This is a genomic window from Vibrio sp. YT-15, from assembly GCF_033337445.1.
Lineage (GTDB): Bacteria > Pseudomonadota > Gammaproteobacteria > Enterobacterales > Vibrionaceae > Vibrio > Vibrio alginolyticus.
The window spans coordinates 23,365-43,414 of the sequence record NZ_JAWOQR010000007.1 but is presented as its reverse complement, the minus strand read 5'-3'; the positions used below and the strand labels follow the sequence as shown (position 1 = coordinate 43,414).

The 20,050-nt window shown below is 42.7% G+C and carries 16 protein-coding genes; 3 read left to right on the top strand and 13 right to left on the bottom strand.

What is annotated here, in order from left to right:
* Positions 1-6: 6 nt before the first annotated feature.
* The 7 genes from fhuB to R7D93_RS14715 all read right to left on the bottom strand — a co-directional run bounded on the left by fhuB (position 7) and on the right by R7D93_RS14715 (position 8,230).
* Positions 7-1,983: a Fe(3+)-hydroxamate ABC transporter permease FhuB gene (fhuB, locus tag R7D93_RS14745; RefSeq protein WP_225472889.1), complete on the bottom strand. Its 1,977-nt coding sequence runs from the start codon at positions 1,981-1,983 to the stop codon at positions 7-9.
* Positions 1,980-2,864, bottom strand: coding sequence for an iron-siderophore ABC transporter substrate-binding protein (locus R7D93_RS14740; protein WP_054574124.1), 885 nt, complete (start codon positions 2,862-2,864; stop codon positions 1,980-1,982). Before R7D93_RS14740 ends, fhuB begins: the two co-directional genes overlap by 4 nt.
* Before the next feature lie 11 nt (positions 2,865-2,875).
* The gene (locus R7D93_RS14735) at positions 2,876-3,640 is read right to left on the bottom strand and encodes an ABC transporter ATP-binding protein (protein ID WP_005377721.1); all 765 of its coding nucleotides are present in this window, start codon (positions 3,638-3,640) and stop codon (positions 2,876-2,878) included.
* Between the two features lie 324 nt (positions 3,641-3,964).
* Complete coding sequence (locus R7D93_RS14730; RefSeq protein WP_005377723.1) at positions 3,965-4,183, bottom strand: hypothetical protein; 219 nt, start codon at positions 4,181-4,183, stop codon at positions 3,965-3,967.
* 87 nt (positions 4,184-4,270) lie between these two features.
* Positions 4,271-5,395 carry an HD-GYP domain-containing protein gene (locus tag R7D93_RS14725; RefSeq protein ID WP_054701448.1) on the bottom strand — a complete coding sequence of 375 codons (1,125 nt, stop codon included), beginning with the start codon at positions 5,393-5,395 and terminating at the stop codon, positions 4,271-4,273.
* Between the two features lie 274 nt (positions 5,396-5,669).
* A complete protein-coding gene (locus tag R7D93_RS14720; RefSeq protein ID WP_033905238.1) occupies positions 5,670-6,875 on the bottom strand; it encodes an aromatic amino acid transport family protein in 1,206 nt (401 codons plus the stop codon).
* A 161-nt stretch (positions 6,876-7,036) separates the two neighbouring features.
* Positions 7,037-8,230: an iron-containing alcohol dehydrogenase gene (locus R7D93_RS14715; RefSeq protein ID WP_225496840.1), complete on the bottom strand. Its 1,194-nt coding sequence runs from the start codon at positions 8,228-8,230 to the stop codon at positions 7,037-7,039.
* A gap of 629 nt (positions 8,231-8,859) precedes the next feature.
* On the opposite strand from R7D93_RS14715, the gene R7D93_RS14710 reads away from it, so the two are divergent.
* A complete protein-coding gene (locus tag R7D93_RS14710; protein ID WP_154204618.1) occupies positions 8,860-10,125 on the top strand; it encodes an HD domain-containing phosphohydrolase in 1,266 nt (421 codons plus the stop codon).
* 54 nt (positions 10,126-10,179) lie between these two features.
* Here the strand turns inward: R7D93_RS14710 and R7D93_RS14705 are convergent, their stop codons facing one another.
* A complete protein-coding gene (locus R7D93_RS14705) occupies positions 10,180-10,782 on the bottom strand; it encodes a 2OG-Fe(II) oxygenase (RefSeq protein WP_005377733.1) in 603 nt (200 codons plus the stop codon).
* A 160-nt stretch (positions 10,783-10,942) separates the two neighbouring features.
* Complete coding sequence (locus tag R7D93_RS14700) at positions 10,943-11,713, bottom strand: TerC family protein (protein ID WP_005377734.1); 771 nt, start codon at positions 11,711-11,713, stop codon at positions 10,943-10,945.
* 411 nt (positions 11,714-12,124) lie between these two features.
* Here R7D93_RS14700 and R7D93_RS14695 point away from each other — a divergent pair, with 411 nt between their 5' ends.
* Complete coding sequence (locus R7D93_RS14695) at positions 12,125-13,063, top strand: LysR family transcriptional regulator (RefSeq protein ID WP_005377737.1); 939 nt, start codon at positions 12,125-12,127, stop codon at positions 13,061-13,063.
* 19 nt (positions 13,064-13,082) lie between these two features.
* On the opposite strand, the gene R7D93_RS14690 is transcribed toward R7D93_RS14695, so the two are convergent.
* From R7D93_RS14690 to R7D93_RS14675, 4 genes are all read right to left on the bottom strand, one after another.
* Positions 13,083-13,964: a YjjW family glycine radical enzyme activase gene (locus R7D93_RS14690; RefSeq protein ID WP_193837397.1), complete on the bottom strand. Its 882-nt coding sequence runs from the start codon at positions 13,962-13,964 to the stop codon at positions 13,083-13,085.
* 22 nt (positions 13,965-13,986) lie between these two features.
* Positions 13,987-15,531 (bottom strand): YjjI family glycine radical enzyme, encoded by a 1,545-nt coding sequence (locus R7D93_RS14685; RefSeq protein WP_225496838.1) that lies wholly within the window; start codon positions 15,529-15,531, stop codon positions 13,987-13,989.
* A gap of 212 nt (positions 15,532-15,743) precedes the next feature.
* Positions 15,744-16,367: a LysE family translocator gene (locus tag R7D93_RS14680; RefSeq protein WP_158156333.1), complete on the bottom strand. Its 624-nt coding sequence runs from the start codon at positions 16,365-16,367 to the stop codon at positions 15,744-15,746.
* Positions 16,368-16,568: 201 nt separating this feature from the next.
* On the bottom strand, positions 16,569-17,786 hold the full coding sequence (locus tag R7D93_RS14675) for an HD-GYP domain-containing protein (RefSeq protein WP_225496836.1): 1,218 nt from the start codon (positions 17,784-17,786) through the stop codon (positions 16,569-16,571).
* Between the two features lie 487 nt (positions 17,787-18,273).
* Here R7D93_RS14675 and R7D93_RS14670 point away from each other — a divergent pair, with 487 nt between their 5' ends.
* Complete coding sequence (locus tag R7D93_RS14670; protein ID WP_005377743.1) at positions 18,274-19,977, top strand: putative bifunctional diguanylate cyclase/phosphodiesterase; 1,704 nt, start codon at positions 18,274-18,276, stop codon at positions 19,975-19,977.
* The last annotated feature ends 73 nt before the right edge of the window (positions 19,978-20,050 follow it).

Here is a 20,050-nt window from a genome sequence, read left to right as displayed (position 1 = left end):
TCATTTCTATAAGCGGCGTAAACCCCACATTAAATACAAACCGCCAATGAGAGACGCCATAAGCCCTGTTGGTATTTCTTGCGGGTAAAGGACCTGTCGTCCCAACCAATCAGCCAACAACATCACCCCTGCCCCCAATATCGCGGCGCATAACATGTGTTGTGACGCTTTGTTAAAACCAAATAAGCGAGCTAAATGCGGAGCCAACAACCCAACAAAGCTAATCGGACCAACAACCAATGTCGCACTGACCGTGAGACAAGCAACTAAAAGAAGCAGTGTTGCGCGTGAACGATCAACTCGAATTCCAAGCGCTTTAGAGGAAGCGGCACCGACAGGAAGAATATCTAGCCATCTTACGCAGAGAAAACTCAACCCTATAAAGACAAGCGCAGATAAAGACAACGGGAGTAACGTTTCAACCGAGACATAGTAGGTAGACCCTGACAACCAAGCCAATGCTTGATAACTTCTTGGGTCACCAGTGGCTAGAATAAAGCTCTGTATTGCATTCATCAGTGCGGTTATCGCAATACCAGTCAACAAAATACGCTCCGGCTGAAAGCCTGATTTACGGTTTAGCAGCACAATGACTAATACCGTCGCTAATGCACCTACGAGCCCGCCTAGAGAAAGAGTGAAAATTGACGAACCAAACCCAGTAAACATCGCGATGATCAATCCCATCGCTGTCCCTGAACTGATACCGATCACTTCAGGACTTGCCATTGGGTTTCCACTTAGGCGTTGAATCATGGTTCCAGCAATCGCTAACATTGCCCCCGCAATTGCTGCTGCAAATAATCTAGGTGCGCGCCACTCCAAAAAAATCCAATTTTGGCTAGAAAATAAGTTTGCCCACCCTTCATTTTGCACAGCAACCGTGGCAAAAAGAACAACAGAAATTAACGTGCCGATCAACGCCAATGAGATCGCTTTAGGGTTTAGCTTGTAAACATGTTCACGATGTCGAGTTAACACTGTTTGAGTATGGCCCTGCGTCTTTTGTGATAAGCGAGGTAACAGCCATAACAGTAGCGGAGCGCCCAGTGCAGCGGTTGCTGCTCCCGTTGGTATAAAACTCGCCATTAGCCCTGGCAGTTGCTGAATAACCAAATCGGTTAAAGTCAATAACATGGCACCAATCAGCATTGATACCCAAAGCTTATGCTGGATTTTATTGATACCTATCAATCGAGTAATCGCTGGCGCCGCTAACCCGATGAAACCGATGATTCCTACGACAGAAACCACCCAAGAAGTGATTAACACCGCAAGCCCAAGACAGACAAAACGCAACTTAGCTAGCGAGACACCTAAACTCTTGGCACCTTGCTCGGAGAGTTCCAACAGACTTAACGGCTTTGCAATCACAAATGCAACGACCGTAGCAAGTGCGATTCGAGGGGCAAGATACGAGAAATCTCCCCATCCACTCTGAACAAGCGAACCGGCTCCCCATATCATTAACCCATTCAGCTTTTCGGTATTCATCATCAGAATAACCGTACTTAATGATGCAAAGTACAGGTTTATCACTAACCCAGAAACGACGACAACCGTTGGAGATAACGCTCGTCGCCATGACAACAGCATCACCAACCCCATCGATATCACACCGCCGATGAGAGCAACCAAATTAGGCGCGATATCCAACATCCAAGGTGCGAATAGCGTAGCTAACATCAAAGCAAAACTTGAACCGCTCGCCACACCAAGTGTCGTGGGTGAAGCGAGAGGGTTACGCAGCACTTGCTGCATCAATACCCCAGCAACCGCTAATCCAGCACCAGATATAATCGTGGTGAAGACTCGAGGCCACCAGCTAAAGTGAAGTAAAACAGAATCGATAGATTGAAAGTTAGGCTCCCATAAACTGCTTAGAGCCAACGAAAATGAGCTTACTTGGTACAATTGGAAAGCACCAATAGAAAAGGTAAATGCCGAAAGTAACACCACAAAGCTTAAAGGCATCGTTTTCATTGTGTTAACTCCTCGACCTTACTCGCCGTAACTAACTCTGCGAAACGGAGAGCTGAAGGCATAGAACCAAAACTCCAAACGGGTGCGACTTGCATGACCTTTTCACCAGATTGTTGAACAACATATTGCCAAAATGGGTCTTGAGAGAGCTGCTCCGCTCCACCGTAAGGTAATGGCTCTACGATAACAATTTGAGCTTTTATGCCAGCTAACTTGTCGATGCCAACTAGGCTAAAGCCCCAGCTATTCGTCTTTTCATTCCATGCATTACTCAGCCCAATCTTTTCGATAGCCTGAGAGTAAAGACTATTTTGACCAAAAACACGAACGTGCTTCGTATCCATAAACTGAATCATTAAAAGCGGCGGCTGGTCTTTGTTTATGCGCTGTTTTAATAAAGAGAAACGTTTTTCATATTGTTGGATAAGCGCCTCTGCTTCCGCTTCTCTTCCCAGCTCTTCACCAAACCTCCGAGTGAAACGAGTAAGTACCGACCAATCTGTGATCCCGCTTTCATATAAGTCAATCGTGGTAACGGGGGCAATATCGACTAAACGATGCTTCATTGAGGAGAAGTACGGGGCAATAAAAATACGGTCAGGTCTGAGCTCGTAAATACGCTCTATATTGGGTTGAGTTCTTAACCCTACATCCTTAGTTTGAGGTGGTAACGGTGGCGATTTTACCCAAGCATCGTAATCTTGCCCTTGAGCGACGCCTACGGGCACAACCCCTAACGCCAACATCGTTTCAGTTTGTGTCCAATCAACCGACATCACCCGAGGTGATGCGTCAGCTAGTGCTTGAAAAGAACTGACCAAAAGCGCACTAAGTGAGAGAGCGAAAGAGAAATGTTTAAGTCGAGTGTTTGTACTGCTCATTATTCCAACCTTTAGCTTGGCATCGCCACCGGGTAACCCGCAGGGTGGTCAGAGATCATCATCTCTATCCCATATATGTCCCTCAACTTAGGTTCAGTAAACACCTGTTCAACATTGCCTTGTGCAATCAAATCACCTTGATGTAATGCAACGATGTAGTCGCAAAATCGTGCAGCCAAGTTGATGTCGTGTAATACGATAATAACGCCCAAGCCCAGTTCTTGACTGAGTTTAGAGATAAGCTTCAACATATCGACTTGATGGCTGATATCTAGCGCAGACAAAGGCTCATCAAGAAGCAAATACTCGGTTTTTTGGGCTAACAGCATAGCTAGCCACACACGTTGACGCTCTCCTCCAGATAACGTGTCCACTAAGCGATCTGCGTATTTTAGTGTGCCTGTCATCGCCATTGCTTCTTCAACAATGTCGTGATCTTTCTTACTCAAACGTCCAAGTAAACCATGCCATGGATAACGACCAAAACCGACTAAATCTCGACCTAAAATACTGTCGGTCACTGGAAGATGCTGAGGCAAGTAGGCAATGTGTTGGGCGAATTTTTTCGCTGAGAGATCGTTAATGCTCGTTCCATGCAGAACCACGTCACCAGCGGTGTATGGCTGTTGCTGTGCCAGCAACTTTAACAATGTGGATTTTCCTGAACCATTGTGTCCAACAAGAGCGTATGTTTTTCCGGGTTCAAATGTCACATCAAACGCTTTTAGCAATGACTTGCCTTCAATCTCAAACTGGAGTGCTTTAGCTTCCAACATCCCTACTTCACCTAATAGCCATTTACGAATAACAGTTATTCAGAGCTCTCATTCGTTGATCACGTTTGCCGTTCTTATTCAACAGAACGATTAATAAGGGAGGTTTTATATAACAACAAAGATACAAATGCAAACCGTTGTCATTATCATTACATCAACAAGATCATTGAGAGAATTGCTAAGTGTTAGTGATAATTTGCTCGGCTGAACTTCATTAGTAAATTATAGGCAGGTCAACGAGAGTAGCGGTCTCCCACTGCTCTCGCATAAATTTGAACGAATACTGCAGCGTATGAAGAAATGAAAAATGCCGCAGTGAATACATTAATGACGAGCGTCAGCGCCAAACTCTACTTCTTTATAGATATCGGCCAGCGACTTTTTACCTTGTTTGTCTTTGGCTGAACGCTTTTTCTTAGTTTGATAATGGTATTCTTGCTCCTGAAGTGCTTGTTCGTGCTCTTTTGCTGACTCAACAAACTCAGGATTTGCAAGTGCTTGTTGGCGTAAGCGGTTTACTCTTTCAAGGGTTTCCCACAACATACTTCACCTCCAAACTTGTTACTGTATATAAAAACAGTATTATTTAAATATTCCTCCTCGTCAACATTTCAACTTTGTTACTGCTCTTCACATTAACCCCAAGCCTGTATAGTGCTCAGGATATTTGTGGATGATTTGCTTTATATAACCTTGATGCTCTCGCAGAGCATTAACACATTCTCGAGATAACCATCCCTGATATACCCATTTTTCAAGCTCTAACAATGCGTATGGGATGGACCACGCTTGTCTATACGGATGGTGCGTTGTCATAAAATCAAAGGCATTTGCAGCAGCCGTAATTTGCGCGGCTATTGGTATATCGTCACTGGTTAAACCATACGGATAACCAGTGCCATTTAAGTTTTCGTACTGATAAGTAACCATCTGCAAAAACAAAGTCACACTCGGGTGAACCGGATTTCCGATACGGGCAACTATGTCATCCGCTGAATCGATACAACGCTCAATATGTTGAATCAATATCGCCTCTTGTTCTTGAGAGTAATTTGTTCGGCGGCTAGCAATTTCAACTGGCAGCTGACTATCACCGAGCGCATGGAACTGAGCAAAAATACCAATATCTTCGACCATTTCGTCATTCAGGTGATAACGATCCGCTAACTGCGTTGCGATAATTTGACTGTAGTACTTCATGCGTTTGGTATGCGCGTAATACTCAGGTGAATAGCCTGGCATCATACATTGCATTCGGTTCGCTAGCGTTTCTATCGCATTGACTACTTGAGTCTCTGATTCAACCGCAAATCGAATCATTTCGAAATAAGGTTTAAGACCATTCAGCGCTTCTAAACTAAACGCATCACGTTGAGTGGAGTTCAAAAATACAAAACCAGTAAAAGCTTTATTGTCATAACAAGGAATAGCAGCCGACGACTGATATCCGTGTTTGAGTAAAATTTGAACCCGAGGACAGTGATTAATATCATGAAGGTCTTCGACGATACGAGGAACCGCGTTTTTAGAGGCAATATTGAGGTGGTGGAGTTTACGGAATGCTGATTCGTGATGGGCTAAACACCAAGTGTCGAACTCACTTTCTGCAAATGATTTGAGCACATCTTGGTCTGGGTGATATTTTGCAAATGACACCCTATCAATACATGGCAAGTGCGCCTGCATCCTGCCTTTTAGCGTTTGCAGTTGCTCGTTAAGCGGTTTTGCAAACGGGTAAAAACTCCGGTGCGCCATGCTTCACCTCCACACCAAAGCAGAGAAACAAGAAAAGCTCATTGTGTTGCAAATTCAATGGTATTTTGAGCGGTTTTCTCCACTTAAATTATCGATATACCACAACTTAAGTGTACGAAATAAAAGCACATTTCTACCAATTTTTTCACCGGATATCTTACGGTAATTTGATCCAGATTAAAAAAGCCAACGAGCGAAACTCGTTGGCCTAACAATACTGATTGATTACGATGGATTCAGTAACTAGAGGTTATTCAAAGAACGTTCTGAACAACTAGCCTAGAGCAGGAAGCACACCCAGCGTAATTAACACCTGAGCGAATACGATGCCAGTGCCAGCGATGCCCGTTATCACTAGTGCACCTTGACCACCTGCGACGCGGTACTCCCCAGTAAAATCATCCGATTTACGAACCTTGATCACCATAACCAAAGGCAAAAAGATGGCTAAAATCGCTAAGGCAATCGCTGCATAGCCCAAAGCCATAATAAAGCCTTGAGGATAGAAAAGTGCGAAGCCTAGCGGTGGAGTAAACGTCACTAGTGCCGCAATCAAACGATTAGGCTTATCGTTACTTCCTTTGATGGTATCACCCAAAAATTCGAATAGACCCAAACTCACGCCAAGGAACGATGTCAACAATGCCAAGTCAGCAAACACACCAACAATGCTACCCAAATTTGATTGGTGTACTGTCTGAGATAGTTGACCAATCAGTGCGCTCAACCCTCCGTTCTCAACAAGCGTACTTTGGCTAACCACACCCAACGTCACGATTTGCCAAAAGATATAAATAACGAGTGGAATCGTCGAACCAATAATAACGGCTTTGCGTAAAGAAGAAGTGTCACCGTCTAAGTAATTCACAATTGCAGGTATACTTCCGTGGAAACCAAACGAAGTAAAGATCACCGGAATCGCCGCTACAACAAGGCCTTGTTCGATTGGCATACTTAACAAGTAAGATTCCGTAACGTTTGGAGCAAGAAAAGAAAGCACCGCAACCATCGCAATGAGCTTCATCGCGAACAGTACTCGGTTTACTTTATCGACCGTACCGGTACCCACCGTCACAACTAAAGTCACAATTAAGGTAAAGATTATCGTTGATGTAGGCCCTGAAATATCGAGGTCAAACCATTGTGCAAGGCGGTCTCCGAACTGAGCACCACCGCCAGCGATATACGCTGCACACAACGAGTAGAAAAGGAACAACATCGCAAAACTTGCCACCCACTTGCCTTTTTGACCTAGGATCTGTTTCGCCAAAGTATGAAGTGTAGCACTACTCTCCGCATGTTGATGAAGCTCAAGCATAAGTAAGGCAGTGAAAGCCATCAGAGCCCATAAACCTAGCATGATGATAATTGAAGTTGAAAAACCAATGCCGGCAGAGGCAAGTGGAAGCGCTAGCATACCAGCGCCTATTGTAGTGCCCGCAATAATTAGCGTACTACCGAATACTTTAGAACGACTCATTGTATATTAATCTTTACACTGCATTAGAAATTATCAGTATTAGATCGGGCAACGGCGGACCGAAACCAACACCATATTTGTATTGCCGTCGATATTGTAGGATCTTTAGCAGAAGATCAAGCAAAGTGTAAGGATAAAAAACCACACATGTAAACTATAATTTACACCTTGCTGATATTTAACAATAACTGTGTGCATTCTTCCCTGTTCATGAACTTGGGAACAGGGTAATTCCAGTGCGCCTCTTTCAGAATTAAATCAACAAGCGCATCAGCATCTTCACGTTGAATGAGCGCACTGGATTGCTCAATATCAATAGTTGAAAACAAGGACTCCAGATTCGCCAAAAAATGCTGAGCACTTGCATTACCTAACTGCCCCTCGGCCGTCAACTCATCGAGCTTTCTTAGTTGAGGCTCAATCTCTGATAATGAAAAGCGCAGCACAGGCAACAAGGCTAATCCGTTTGCCATACCATGAGGTATTCCATATCTCGCACCGAATGTGTGAGCAAAGGCATGAACATAACCCAAACTCGCTTTGGTAAATGCTAAACCCGCGTAATAGGATGCCATAGCCATTTTATGACGAGCTTCGACATCATCCCCTTGCATCACAGCCCTAGGAAGATATTTAAAAATGAGTTTAATAGCGGCAACCGAATAAGCCATCGTTTCTTGAGTAGCGTTTTTCGATACATAGGCCTCAATAGCGTGGGTTAATGCATCAACGCCAGTATCAGCCGTGATCTTAGGAGGTAAACCAATCATTAAATTCGCATCTAAAGCTGCCATTAGTGGCACCAACTTTGGATCCATTAAAGGGGTTTTAATGTGTGAGGAGGGATCTGACACGACCGCAGCGATAGTAACTTCACTTCCGGTTCCAGCCGTTGTTGGAATAGCAAAAAGCGGCGCTGGCATTCGCCATACCTTCAATAGTCCAGCTAATTTTTTTATTGGCCGTTTATTGGTAACTTTCGCAGCGATAACTTTTGCACAATCCATTGCAGAGCCGCCACCCAAAGCTAATATGCCCTCACAATGAAAACGATGATAAGCCTCTAGACCGCTCTCTACCTGATCATAGGTAGGATCGGGCTTAACTTGCGAGAAAACATCTAACTGTAAATCGAGTTGTGCTGCTGCCTCAAGCACCTTATCTACAATACCGACTTGGACTAACCCTTCGTCGGTAACTAACAAAACGCGTTTAAATCCCAGCTCGGTCATCGATTCTAATAGCTCATTCATCGAACCAGGGCCGGAAAACAAGGTTGGTCTCGGCATAGGAAGGATATGGGCTGCCATTTTTAACCCTGCGGTGTAAGTCCGATATAAACGATGCTTCAACATACGAAATCCTTTTCATTTAGAGCTATCATTCTAGCTACTTTTACTACCTATGCTTACTTTGCAATCACACATTTTCAATAAACTTATCTCACTAAAAGGGCTAGCATCGCTGGGAAACCGTACCATTTTATTATCTTTCCTCAACGACATGAGCTACAGAGAAAATGTTTTCAACGACGCTCTATTGTCATGTAGTTAGCAAGCTGCTTTCCCTATTACTCTGTTAGTTACAGAGCAAGCCTCGAAGAAGTCTTCTTATTTTTTGCCTTCAAAAGCAACAATATGAATTCTGTTAATCAGACATCAATACCGTGTGTCTCTGGTTGAGCCCGAACACGATCTACAAAAATAAAAATAAGAATGCGTTACATCATGATTTATTGTCGTTTTCAAATAAGTCAACAAGAGCAACAATAATCTTTCAAAACTTATACTTAGTTCAAATATCTGACTCTTAACCATGAGCTTCAGGTGATATTATTATGCAACTAGGATTATTATCCCGCCCATAATCAAAACTATGTCTAAACGCCCACCTTTTTGGGGTCTATTCGCTGTCGTACCCAATTTTTCCTATCACCTTCTGATTTGGGTTTAGCGTGGGCTAATTAGCAATGTCGGTATAAACCATGAATCATTCTTGCCATTCCCATACGGACATGGGCTTTGAAGTCGATCTGAAACAAGCACTTATCTGGGTTGCTCGAGCACTCGACTATGTCGGTGTTGATGATACGCACCATAGCCATCGTGTCGCTTACATAGCTTACCAATGTGCTCGGGTCATGAACTGGGAACCAGAAAAAGCGGAGTTTTGCTACTTCGCAGGGATGATCCACGATTGTGGGGTCTCCGAAACACAAGAACATAAAATGTTACTTGAGGAGTTGGTGCCACAAGATGTAAAAACACATTGCTTAAGAGGATACCGAAGCCTCAAGCAGTGTCGTTTGTTACGTCAGTTTGCTACACCTGTTCTTTACCACCATACACATTGGAGTGAACTAAAATATCTTGATTTACCGCCTTTTGAAAAAGAGGTCGCTGCCCTACTCTATTTAGCCGATCGTCTCGATTTTATGCGTTCCAAATACGTCATGAACTGCCACTGTGACATTGTCACACTTCATGAAGAACTAATTGCAGAATGCATCATGGCAAACGCTGGAACTTTGTTTAATCCAGACATGGCTAAGGCAATGGTTAAGCTCGTTATGACCGACGCATTTTGGTTCGCGATGGAGTCTGAAAATATAGAAACCATCGGATTAAACTTTAAAAGCATTGATTGGCTTCAAAAACAGCTCACCATCCAAGATATGAATAGTTTGGGAATGTTTATCGCTCGAATTGTTGACGCAAAAAGCCCATTTACTTATCAACATTCGCAAAAAGTGGCGGAGTTATCTCGGTATCTAGCCATCAAGCTTGGGTTCTGTGAGCACGACCAAGAGATGTTATTTATTGCTGGGTTGGTGCATGATATCGGAAAGTTAAAAACACCAGATGAGATTCTTCATAAAGAAGGCTCTCTTAATAAACAAGAGTATACGCGTATTAAACGCCATACAATTGATACTCAGCTCGCATTACACAAAGTGTTTCCCAACGCTAAAATAGCGGAGTGGGCCTCTAATCATCACGAGCGTTTGGACGGTTCAGGCTATCCTTATCATAAAACAGGAGACGAACTCGATGTACCATCGCGTATTGTCGCGGTTGCCGATGTTTTTCAAGCTCTGTCTCAGGACCGTCCCTACCGCGGACGAATGGCTCAAGCACAAATCGCCGCGATTATGGGTGCGCAAGTCGCTAAACAAGAACTTTGTCCTGACGTCTATGCAGTACTAGAGCGAAACATGACCGAGTGTTACGAGCTATCAACTAATGTTTAATCGATAAAGGGCGTATCTACGCCCTTTGCTGATTTTATGCTGGTTGCAAACCAATCATTTTGCAATATCAAGTACATTGTCTCGCACACCATTGATTCTGAACCAACCTGCAATGCTGAACCGCTCTGCGTTGGTCGGTAAAACCTCATGCGGGAATTGCTCGGATAAGAATAAAAGTAAGCGTCCTGATTGAGGAGGGATGGTTGCTATCTTATTATCATTTAGATCGTAAACCACCAATTCACCTGCATCCTTTTCCGTCCAAGATTCGTTCATGTAAAAAACGGTTGTCAATCGACGGTTTTCATTGCCCTTAAAACAATCTAGATGCTTTTGGTAGAAATCCCCTTCCTCGTACTTGGCAAAGTGAGCTTCATACTCAAAAAGTCCTAGAAACAAGTGACGGTTCACTTCTTGGCGTATTTCTTCCATCTTATCTAAGTAAGAAGTAACCGCGTGCCCCATATTGGGCGATAACCATTGAATTTTGTCACTTCGAATTGACTCAATACGAGTCACATCGTCATTACGACCAATACGCGCTTTTTTCCAGTTACTTGGAATGCAGTCTCGTAATTGAGCCACTTCTTGTTCAGAAAGAAAATCATCCCAGATGTAGTAGCCATGGGTTGCTAACGCATCGATCATTTTATCCATTATTGTCGTTCACTCATATTAGTTGGGCGGTCTATATAAAAAATCTTCAACCCCACAACAAATGCGATTTTTTGTCGAAACGACAACAAAATAAAAAGAGAGTAAAAATAGGTGATGACGAATATAAAAATGCCGCTCATATGAGCGGCAATATCTTTTATTATTGACGAGCTTCTAATCTGGTTGGATGAACTCGCAACGGACTAAGACGTTTAATAGTCGGGCGTTGTTTGTTTTTTAACTGGATATGGCAAAGTTCCAGAATTAAGCCGAATGCCATCGCAAAGTACACATAACCTTTGTTGATATGAATTTCGAAGCCTTCTGCCATCAATAAACCACCTAACAAAACGAGGAATAACAAAGCAAGTGTCTTAAAACCAGGGTAACACGACACCAGGTTATTGATTTTTTCTGCTGTCATGACCATCACGATAGCAGAAGAAACAATCGCTGCGACCATAAGTGGGACATCACTTGTTAAACCAACGGCGGTTATCACCGAGTCCATCGAGAATACAGCATCCACGGCAACAATCTGCAACAGAACTACCGCTAAACCAGTACGGGCGTGAGTTGAGTGAGCAGACTCGTTGTGATTTAACCAACTCCACAACTCTTTCAGGCTTTTAGCCAAGAGGAATGCACCACCCGCAATCATGATGACGTCTCTTCCGGTAAACGCTTGGTTCGCCAAAGAAAATAGCGGTTGAGTCAATTGCATGATCCAAGAGATTGAAAACACTAAACCAATACGAGCAATAACAGCAAGACCAATACCAAGGTTTCTTGCCAGCTTACGTTGGTGCAGCGGCAGTCTTTCACATAAGACAGAGATAAAAACGACGTTATCAACGCCTAAGACAACTTCAAGCGCAAACAAAGTGGCGAAAATAGCCCAAGCTTCTGGTTGCATAAAAAGTTCTAGCATGAGCATGTCTCCAATAATAAGAAGACATATGGTGAAGGGTTTTGTCGACTAAAGGGGTCGTCCATTAATTATTTATACCTTTGTTACTGAGGGAGCATGAGTAAATCACCAAACAATCAACAAAACAATATCTATTTTAATTAACAAGGAACAAGTTTAATTCGTGTACAAATCAATCAACTCCTCCAAATTGATTAAAATTACATAGAAGCTTTAGAATTGAATAAATGAAAGCATTAAAGTCCAACAAAACTAAGATAAATTTCTAGACTTATAAGCACCATCAATCCTTATGCAACCCATTAAATGCATTGAGCTCAAAGAGAAACAGGCGTATTTCCGAGATAAACAATAGTAAAAATTTGTTTCATGCTGATATACTGCCAAAAATCATAAGAAACCATGCTATTTATGGACTACATTGCTCTTTCGCGTATAAGCCTTAAACATCTAACTGTTTTACATATGTTGTTAACCACTCACAGCGTCACACTTGCGGCAGAACGCTTGTGTGTAACACCATCGAGCGTCAGTAAAACGCTCGGACAGTTGCGCGAAACGCTAAAGGATGACCTTTTTTACCGTGATGGCACTCGCTTAGTGCCGACAGCATTTGCGCTGCATATAGGCCCATCAATCCATGGCATACTCTCCAGTATGAATGGATTATTACATCAAGGCTCTTTCAATCCGGCTTACTATCAAGGTAGTTTTTCATTAGCAATGCGTGAAAGTTCATTTGAGCTCTTTGCGCCAGTTCTACAGCACTTGTCCCAACAACTGAGCAATCACGCGCACTTGAATGTCCATGCGAAAGAGGAAATGAGCTTCGATGCATTAGCAAGAGGTCAAGTAGATTTTTTGTTGCTTCCTCACGATCTCAGCCAACCACCCACACAAAATAAAGACTTGGTCTGGAAAACCATTTTGAAAGACGAAATGGTTTGCTTAATGAGAGCATCGAACCCACTTGCTGAGCAACCCTTATCTGTTGAAAGTTACCTTTGTGCAAGACACATCGGTATTCATGATAAAGATCTGTCACAACCTTATTTTGAGCAAAATCTCACCCAAAGGCATTCAAAACGAAACTTGGCCATGCGTGTAGCCGACTTTGGTTCAGCTGCGGTGATGTGTCAGCACTCGGATTACTTGTTCACATGCTCCAAGCTTTGGGCAAGAGCGGCAATGCAAGCAAAAGGTTTGGTTGAGCAAGCTCTTCCATTCGATTACGGGCAAGTAGCCTACAGCCTCGTTTGGAACAAAGCGAGCTTAAACGATCCCGCTTTAAAATGGTTACAGCAACAATTACTCGACGCTTGCGCCATGTTAGATGCCTGTGATGCGTAAGCATAGATAAACAACGGTACTACGTGAGTACTGTCGGCACTGTGATAGGGTTACTCACGTAGCATCGAAGCTCTGATTTTAAGCGTTCGATATCATGATGAGAGCACGTATCCCAAGTTAACGCCTCCCCCACTACTCCGTGATGCTGAAAGGCATTTAAACGGATAAGCACCGATTCAGGAAGAGTACTCAAGTAACGTCCAATTGCTACGATTTCTATATCTAAATCACTTTTTTGGGGAATATGCAGTAAGCGGACCTCGTACAATTTTTCGTGTTCAACTAGGTATTGAAGGGTTTTAAATACACGATGATTATCACGCCCAGTTAGCCACTGATGCGTCTCCGTCTGCCACGCTTTCAAATCGATCATTGCGCCATCCAGAAAAGGTAGAATACGCTGCCAACCAGCAACCGCTAAAGAACCGTTACTGTCGATGAAACAAGAGAGGTGCCGTAATTCAGGATCTTGTTTTATCCCTTTAAACAGCTCAATAATGAAAGGAAGTTGTAAGGTAGATTCCCCACCGGATACTGTAACACCACTGATGAAAAAGCGATGCTTGCGTATCAAATCGAGCATTGTTACTACAGAGTAGTCAGTAATTTTTGGATTAGATTGGTTCTGACATATCTCTATACAATGATCGCAGTGGGTGCACTCCTCTTTAAGCCAAACAACGTTGTTGTTTTCGTCGAACTTCAATGCGCCTGCTGAACATTCACTCACACACTCACCACAATGATTACAATGGTTTATCGTGTGAGGATTGTGGCAGTTCAAACACTGATAGTTACAACCCTGTAGAAAGATGACTAGACGATTTCCTGGCCCATCAACACAAGAGAAAGGAAGGATACGAGTGACTTTTGCCAAAAGGCTTCCACTTCGTCTAGACATCTTGTTCTTTCCTAAACCGAACTTATGCCTGCGTGTAAGTCGGTGTTACTTCATGACTCACCACACGTGGCGAGCGTTCTAAAATTTTGGTATTTTTTGCTGCTTCTGCACCTAGAAACGTCGTGTTGGTTCTCGAACCTTCTTTATCATATTTCGCGACATCTGAAAGTTTGATCATGTAGCCTGTCACGCGAATTAAGTCATTTGAAGTGACATTCGCGGTAAACTCACGATAACCAGCATTTAGTGCCCCTTTACATAAATTGAACATCGCTTCTGGGTTAGATTTCACCGTTTCATCAATCGTCAAAATATCGCTGATACCCGCACGATAATACTGATGATGCTTCGCCGTTGCTTGTACATAAGTGACAGCGTCTGGCTCTGCACCATAAGGCAGACGTACACCTGGCGTAACATCATGATCTAAGCTAATGCCGCCTTGTGCATGTAAGAGCGCTTTGCCATCTAAACCATATTTCACCGGGGTTGAGTCCACCAGTTTAGCCAGTGTTGCTGAAACATCATGAGCAAAAGTATTTGCTCGATCATTTTTTCCGTATCGCCCTATTTGCCCTTCTTTTTCAAATAGAAGGTTTACCGCTTCGGCCATGCCGTAAACGCCATACATTGGCGCGAAATAGGACTCTTTTATCAACCCTTCTTGCGTCAAAAAGCCTTGAAAGAAGTTCGATTTTTCATGCAAATGCGTGCTTCTTGCGTTTATGAGCTCGACCATTAATCGATGGTAAGAAGGCAACGCACTGTTTAAGAAGTCGTTACAGTCTGATGCTCGTTTTGCAACTTCTTTTAAATTCATTCGCACCAATGTGTTCGAGCCACCTGCTAATGGAAGCGAGTTGTAGCAACTTACAATACCAAAGCGTGAGCCGTTGTAGGCTTTCGCGTGCATTGGGTAATTGGCAATATGCGGTTTACTGCATTCACAAATGTTCTGTGTCGCTTGACGAAGTAAATCATCAGGTGTAACTGTCTCGTCGTACATAAAGGTGAGATTCGGTGCGATCTGCTTGAGCTCCGCATCTACTTTTAAAACAGTGCGACAAATAATGTTGTCTGTCGGTCCGACATTCACATGCATAAACGCATCTGGCAATGTGCGATCCAGCATGATCCAAAAATGTTTTAACTTTTTGTAAATCTGGCTCTCTGTTAGGTCGCCTATGTAAGGCAACAAGACATCATCTAACTGGCCTAAGTAAACCGGAATGTTCGTTACCGAAGGAACATGATGGTAAATGATGGTCAGCATGTTCAACGCATCATCGAAATCATCAGCCGGAGACAACTCTAAATAGTCTGAGCCTTGCGATAGAAATTTAGCGTAATCAGGCAACACATAGCGAGGTTTAAACGGTGCATGACCTTCAAACATATCGCAGATGATGCCTTCATCCATTGCTTGTCTCAGTGATGGAGATACGGTCATGTAAGGAATGCACGCTTCAGCCTCTAAAGCTAAACAACTCGACTTCTGTTTTGGAGAAAGACGGACGTCGGTCGCGATATCTAGAAAACGTTGTTGTAGTTTAGAAAGGCTTGTCATCTAAGATATTCCTACAAAGTAACCACAAGCCCACAAGACAAAATACGAGCTCTACCCCTAAAGAGTAACGTGATTTTACTCCTGCTTGGCTGTTGCCACTAATGAAAATAAACAAAACGTCTATTTCCATTCTGGAAATAAGACAAAGCTAAATTAGCGCATTCCAACTTACTATATGGGAAAACCTAACTGCGTACCGAAATCTGTCTTACTTATCGGTTTGCCGTCGACAACATCACGCCTGCACCAATAAATACTCCACCAGTCAAACGATTGAACAACTTCGCCCTTCCAGCGACAAACAACCAATCGGAGGCTTTTACCCCTAACAATGCATAAAATGTTAGCCAGCTAAGCTCAAAAACCACAAATGTAGACGCGAAAATCGCGTATTGAGCCAGTAGCGGTGCGGAAGGTTCAATGAATTGAGGAAACAAAGCGGTGAAAAAGACTATCGCTTTGGGGTTACTAGCGCCAACAATGAAACCACTAGTGAACGCGCTGAACGCTGTCGCGGAACTTTGAGTCGTTGCCGTTTTATTAAAATCTCTCTGAGATGAGCGCAACGCTTGAATACCTAACCAGATTAAATAAGCGGCACCACACCATTTGATAATATTAAAAACTAACTCAGATGAAGCAATGACAACTCCCAACCCGGTAAATGAGAGCGTAAGGATGATCGTAATCGCAGACAAACTGCCAAGCGCAGTCATGAAAGCAATACGAAACCCACTACTCACTCCTTTACTCAAACACAACAGTGAGCTTGGTCCTGGTGAAGCAGTGAGCACGAGAATGGCAAGAGTGTAAAAAATCCATGTATCTATTTGCATTGGCATCCCTTCCAGCAAAATGAGGTTTATAGCCCATTGTGTAGAACTATTTTATCGCCCGGTTTCTATCCATGATAGCCGAGGTCTTAATAACCATCTTGCATCTAAATAACTTAGAAAAAATTAATAGATAGTTATGCAAATAAAATACGTTCTACATGCAAGGGTGTAAAGCCTGTTGTATAAGCTTATCTATTTCTCTTAATCATAAAAAGGCTTAGGATCGATCTCTAACGATGAAGGCGCGATCGCTCTTTCAATTTTGTACGCACTCGTTTTTAAGTCCACCATCGTGACATCAATGTATCGTTTATACTTGCGGGAGTAGAAACATTTCACTTCTGGCTTTAATGCTTGAGATTCATTTGAAGACCAAACAATACCAACACGCCCATCGTTCAATTCGACAATGGAGCCTACGGGGTACATCCCAATGCAATTAATGAATTTGTAAACTAAGTCTGCGTCTAAATGAAATGGCGTTAGACTCAACAAGATTTTAAACGCTTCCGCAGAACTCATGCCTTTTTTGTAACAGCGATCAGCCGTTAGCGCATCGTAGATATCTACAATACAGCTCATACGGCCGTGAATTGGAATCTCATCCCCCTTCAAGCCTCTAGGATAACCATTGCCATCTAACTTCTCGTGGTGCATCAAACAAACATCACGGCTTACTTCACTAAGCCCTTTTACGTGAAGGATAATCTCACCTGCGAACACTTGATGTAGCTTCATATGTTCAAATTCTTCAGGCGTTAGCTTCGCTGGCTTGTGCAAGATCTTATCATCGACTTTAATTTTACCTACATCATGAATAATGCCACCTACAGCAAGCTGTTTTAGCGTTGGTTTATCCAAGCCCAAGTACTTACCGAATGACACTAAAAGACAAGCGACATTGACGGAGTGTTCCAATAAATAAGAGTCTTTTTTTCGGAGTGCAGAGACACACTGCAACGCATCTGAGTCAATAAAAACACTTTCAATGACATCGTCAGCCCAAGCTTCTACTTCATCAACTTCTATGATTTTTCCTTCAAAAGTTTGATTCAATAGTTTTTGCGCCAAATCTTTTGCTTCGGCGATCAGCCTTTTGGCTCGCTTGTGTTGGATGTCTCTCGAACGATAAGCTCGTTGACCCCTCTTAAAATCGGAGTGTTTCTGCTCTCGCGTCTCTTTAGTGGCATCAGCTGATTCATCTACAGGCTTGAAGACACACTGCTGCGAAGATAATGTTTGATCTACCCAAACATACTTTACGCCACTTGTAGCAAGCTTCTTAATGCCTTCAGGGCTAGATATCCGCCCTGCATTGGCTAAATTGACGCGCTTGTTGTGCTCTATCGCGGTAACAAACATACCAACGCCGATATCAGCGAGCGCAATTTTGATGGAATTTTTCGGATCGTACTGCATATAAAGAAGGCTTACTCGATATTAACGTCCGCATTATAAGAGATTTGATTACTTGGCGTGATAATAAATTTGAATTGATTACAATTAATGAGCATCCTGTCAATTAATAATCGGTCGCGCTCATTAAGTCCTTTTTGTTATTATGGTTTTATCCAAGATAGCATATATACAAATGACGTTAGAAAACAGCACATTGATACCGACACAACTGAAAATAACTTTAGGATAATTATTCATAAATATTTATAGATTGCGGACGGCATCAATAACTGTATTTTATAAATGATTTTTACTGTTGACTATTTTTTATAAATGTCGATGATTAGCCGCCTAATCTTAGTATGTTATTAACCTAGTAGCGCATAAAATGATAGCCAAACAATTTGAACTGACACTTTTGTGATTGTAATGTACGCCAGCAGATCAACTCTATGTTATCAACCCCAACACTCATCTCTGATGCTAAAAGGCTCGAGGAGGAAATATCTTGACCACCATATTTGACCAACAAGTCTCAGATAGTGACCGAGAGTTCCTAAAAATCGTCGAAGAACGATTCATTCATATCTTCGATGTATTTAACGAAGGCCTCTTTTACATGGATGAGTTTGGCACCATGGTATTTTATAACAAGGGCTTTTATGAGCAGCTTGGTATCAACGCTGGTCGAATCAGCTTAGAGCAATGGTTAGACCTTGTTCACCCTCTCGATCGAGAAAGACTCTCCACTCGGGTCGATGCTCACATCATTACCAACAACACGAGGGTCACAACGACCTACCGCGTGCGTAAACCCAATGGACAGTACGTCTGGATTGAAGGCGTAGCCATGACCAAAGAAACAGAACATGGTCATTATATGGTTGGTAGCCACCGTGATATTTCTGAACGCAAGCTGATGGAAAGCTACATTCATCAAGTCGCATTTCATGACAATGCGTCAGGTATGGCTAATCGCGCCCATCTCTTGCTGGATATTGAAGATAGTGTGCGAGCCACTGATTCTTGTGCATCTATCTGTTACATTCAGATAGAAGAGATTAAATCTTACTTAAATCAATATGGCAGCGAGTTGGTCGATGGGTTAGTGGAAAAATTGCTACAAACTCTCAGTCACCTACCTTCTCCAAATAGTTCTGTATATCGCGTACATGATGATGACTTTGCGATTTTGATTCACGATGAATGCTCGGTAGAAACGCTGCAAAGTTACGCCGAAAGTTTAAAGGAAACCTACCACGAGGCAGTGATTGAAGAGGGCCAATACTTAGGAAGTAACATTAGTATTGGTTTGTATCCTTGCATAGATCCAAGTCACTCAGCAGAGGAAATATTACGTAAAGCAGCACGAACTTGTCAGTACGCAAGCGAGCAGAATAAAGACCGTGTTGCGGTTTACAGTGAGAAAACTCAGCATGCCGTAGACCGTTATTTCTTTATTGAACAAGGTCTAAAAAGTGCACTAGAAAAACAGACATTAAGCGTTAAGTTTCAGCCAATTATTGACGCCAAAAGCTCAAAAGTAGTGAGCTTCGAATCTCTGGTTCGCTGGCGTAGCAAAGAGTTTGGCGAAATTTATCCAGACGAATTCATCCCCGTCGCAGAGAACAAAGGTTTGATTGTCGAACTCGGATATCAAGTCTTTGCCAAAGCGTGTGAATTTATCAAAAACTACCGTGAGCGTTACCAAAACCAAGTTCGTGTAAACGTGAATGTTTCTGTACTTCAGTTAATGAATAGTGAATTCCCTGCGCGAATTAAAGCCATGGCGGATGAGGTTGGTGTCGATCCTGAGTCTATTGTGTTGGAACTAACAGAAACGTTTATTTTGGATAATAATCAGACAGCCATTGCCCCTCTGAATACCCTCAGGGAACTAGGATTTGCACTCTCTCTGGATGACTTTGGATCTGGTTACAGTTCATTAAATAGCTTCTTCGACCTCCCGATGACACAAATCAAAATTGATAGGTCGATGGCGTGGAAAACACTAACCAACCGCTCTTCACAAGAATATCTGAAGTTTCTTATCACTATGTGCCAGGAAAATAATATTGAAGTAGTGATTGAGGGAATTGAAGACGCCAAAATGTGTGAATTTTTTACCGAAATGGGCGTCGATTATCTGCAAGGTTATTGGTTCTCTAAGCCACTTTCTGTTGCCAGTGCAAGCCGCTATTCGTTGAGTTAAGCATACTAGAGCAATATTCCGCACGGCCACGTTAAACATGCTGAACTATTCACTATAGATTTCAGACACTAAC

Bases quoted from the DNA above. Each gene is read 5' to 3' on its own strand.
- fhuB (WP_225472889.1), bottom strand. From the start codon at position 1,983: ATGAAAACGATGCCTTTAAGCTTTGTGGTGTTACTTTCGGCATTTACC.
- R7D93_RS14740 (WP_054574124.1), bottom strand. From the start codon at position 2,864: ATGAGCAGTACAAACACTCGACTTAAACATTTCTCTTTCGCTCTCTCA.
- R7D93_RS14735 (WP_005377721.1), bottom strand. From the start codon at position 3,640: ATGTTGGAAGCTAAAGCACTCCAGTTTGAGATTGAAGGCAAGTCATTG.
- R7D93_RS14730 (WP_005377723.1), bottom strand. From the start codon at position 4,183: ATGTTGTGGGAAACCCTTGAAAGAGTAAACCGCTTACGCCAACAAGCA.
- R7D93_RS14725 (WP_054701448.1), bottom strand. From the start codon at position 5,395: ATGGCGCACCGGAGTTTTTACCCGTTTGCAAAACCGCTTAACGAGCAA.
- R7D93_RS14720 (WP_033905238.1), bottom strand. From the start codon at position 6,875: ATGAGTCGTTCTAAAGTATTCGGTAGTACGCTAATTATTGCGGGCACT.
- R7D93_RS14715 (WP_225496840.1), bottom strand. From the start codon at position 8,230: ATGTTGAAGCATCGTTTATATCGGACTTACACCGCAGGGTTAAAAATG.
- R7D93_RS14710 (WP_154204618.1), top strand. From the start codon at position 8,860: ATGAATCATTCTTGCCATTCCCATACGGACATGGGCTTTGAAGTCGAT.
- R7D93_RS14705 (WP_005377733.1), bottom strand. From the start codon at position 10,782: ATGGATAAAATGATCGATGCGTTAGCAACCCATGGCTACTACATCTGG.
- R7D93_RS14700 (WP_005377734.1), bottom strand. From the start codon at position 11,713: ATGCTAGAACTTTTTATGCAACCAGAAGCTTGGGCTATTTTCGCCACT.
- R7D93_RS14695 (WP_005377737.1), top strand. From the start codon at position 12,125: ATGGACTACATTGCTCTTTCGCGTATAAGCCTTAAACATCTAACTGTT.
- R7D93_RS14690 (WP_193837397.1), bottom strand. From the start codon at position 13,964: ATGTCTAGACGAAGTGGAAGCCTTTTGGCAAAAGTCACTCGTATCCTT.
- R7D93_RS14685 (WP_225496838.1), bottom strand. From the start codon at position 15,531: ATGACAAGCCTTTCTAAACTACAACAACGTTTTCTAGATATCGCGACC.
- R7D93_RS14680 (WP_158156333.1), bottom strand. From the start codon at position 16,367: ATGCAAATAGATACATGGATTTTTTACACTCTTGCCATTCTCGTGCTC.
- R7D93_RS14675 (WP_225496836.1), bottom strand. From the start codon at position 17,786: ATGCAGTACGATCCGAAAAATTCCATCAAAATTGCGCTCGCTGATATC.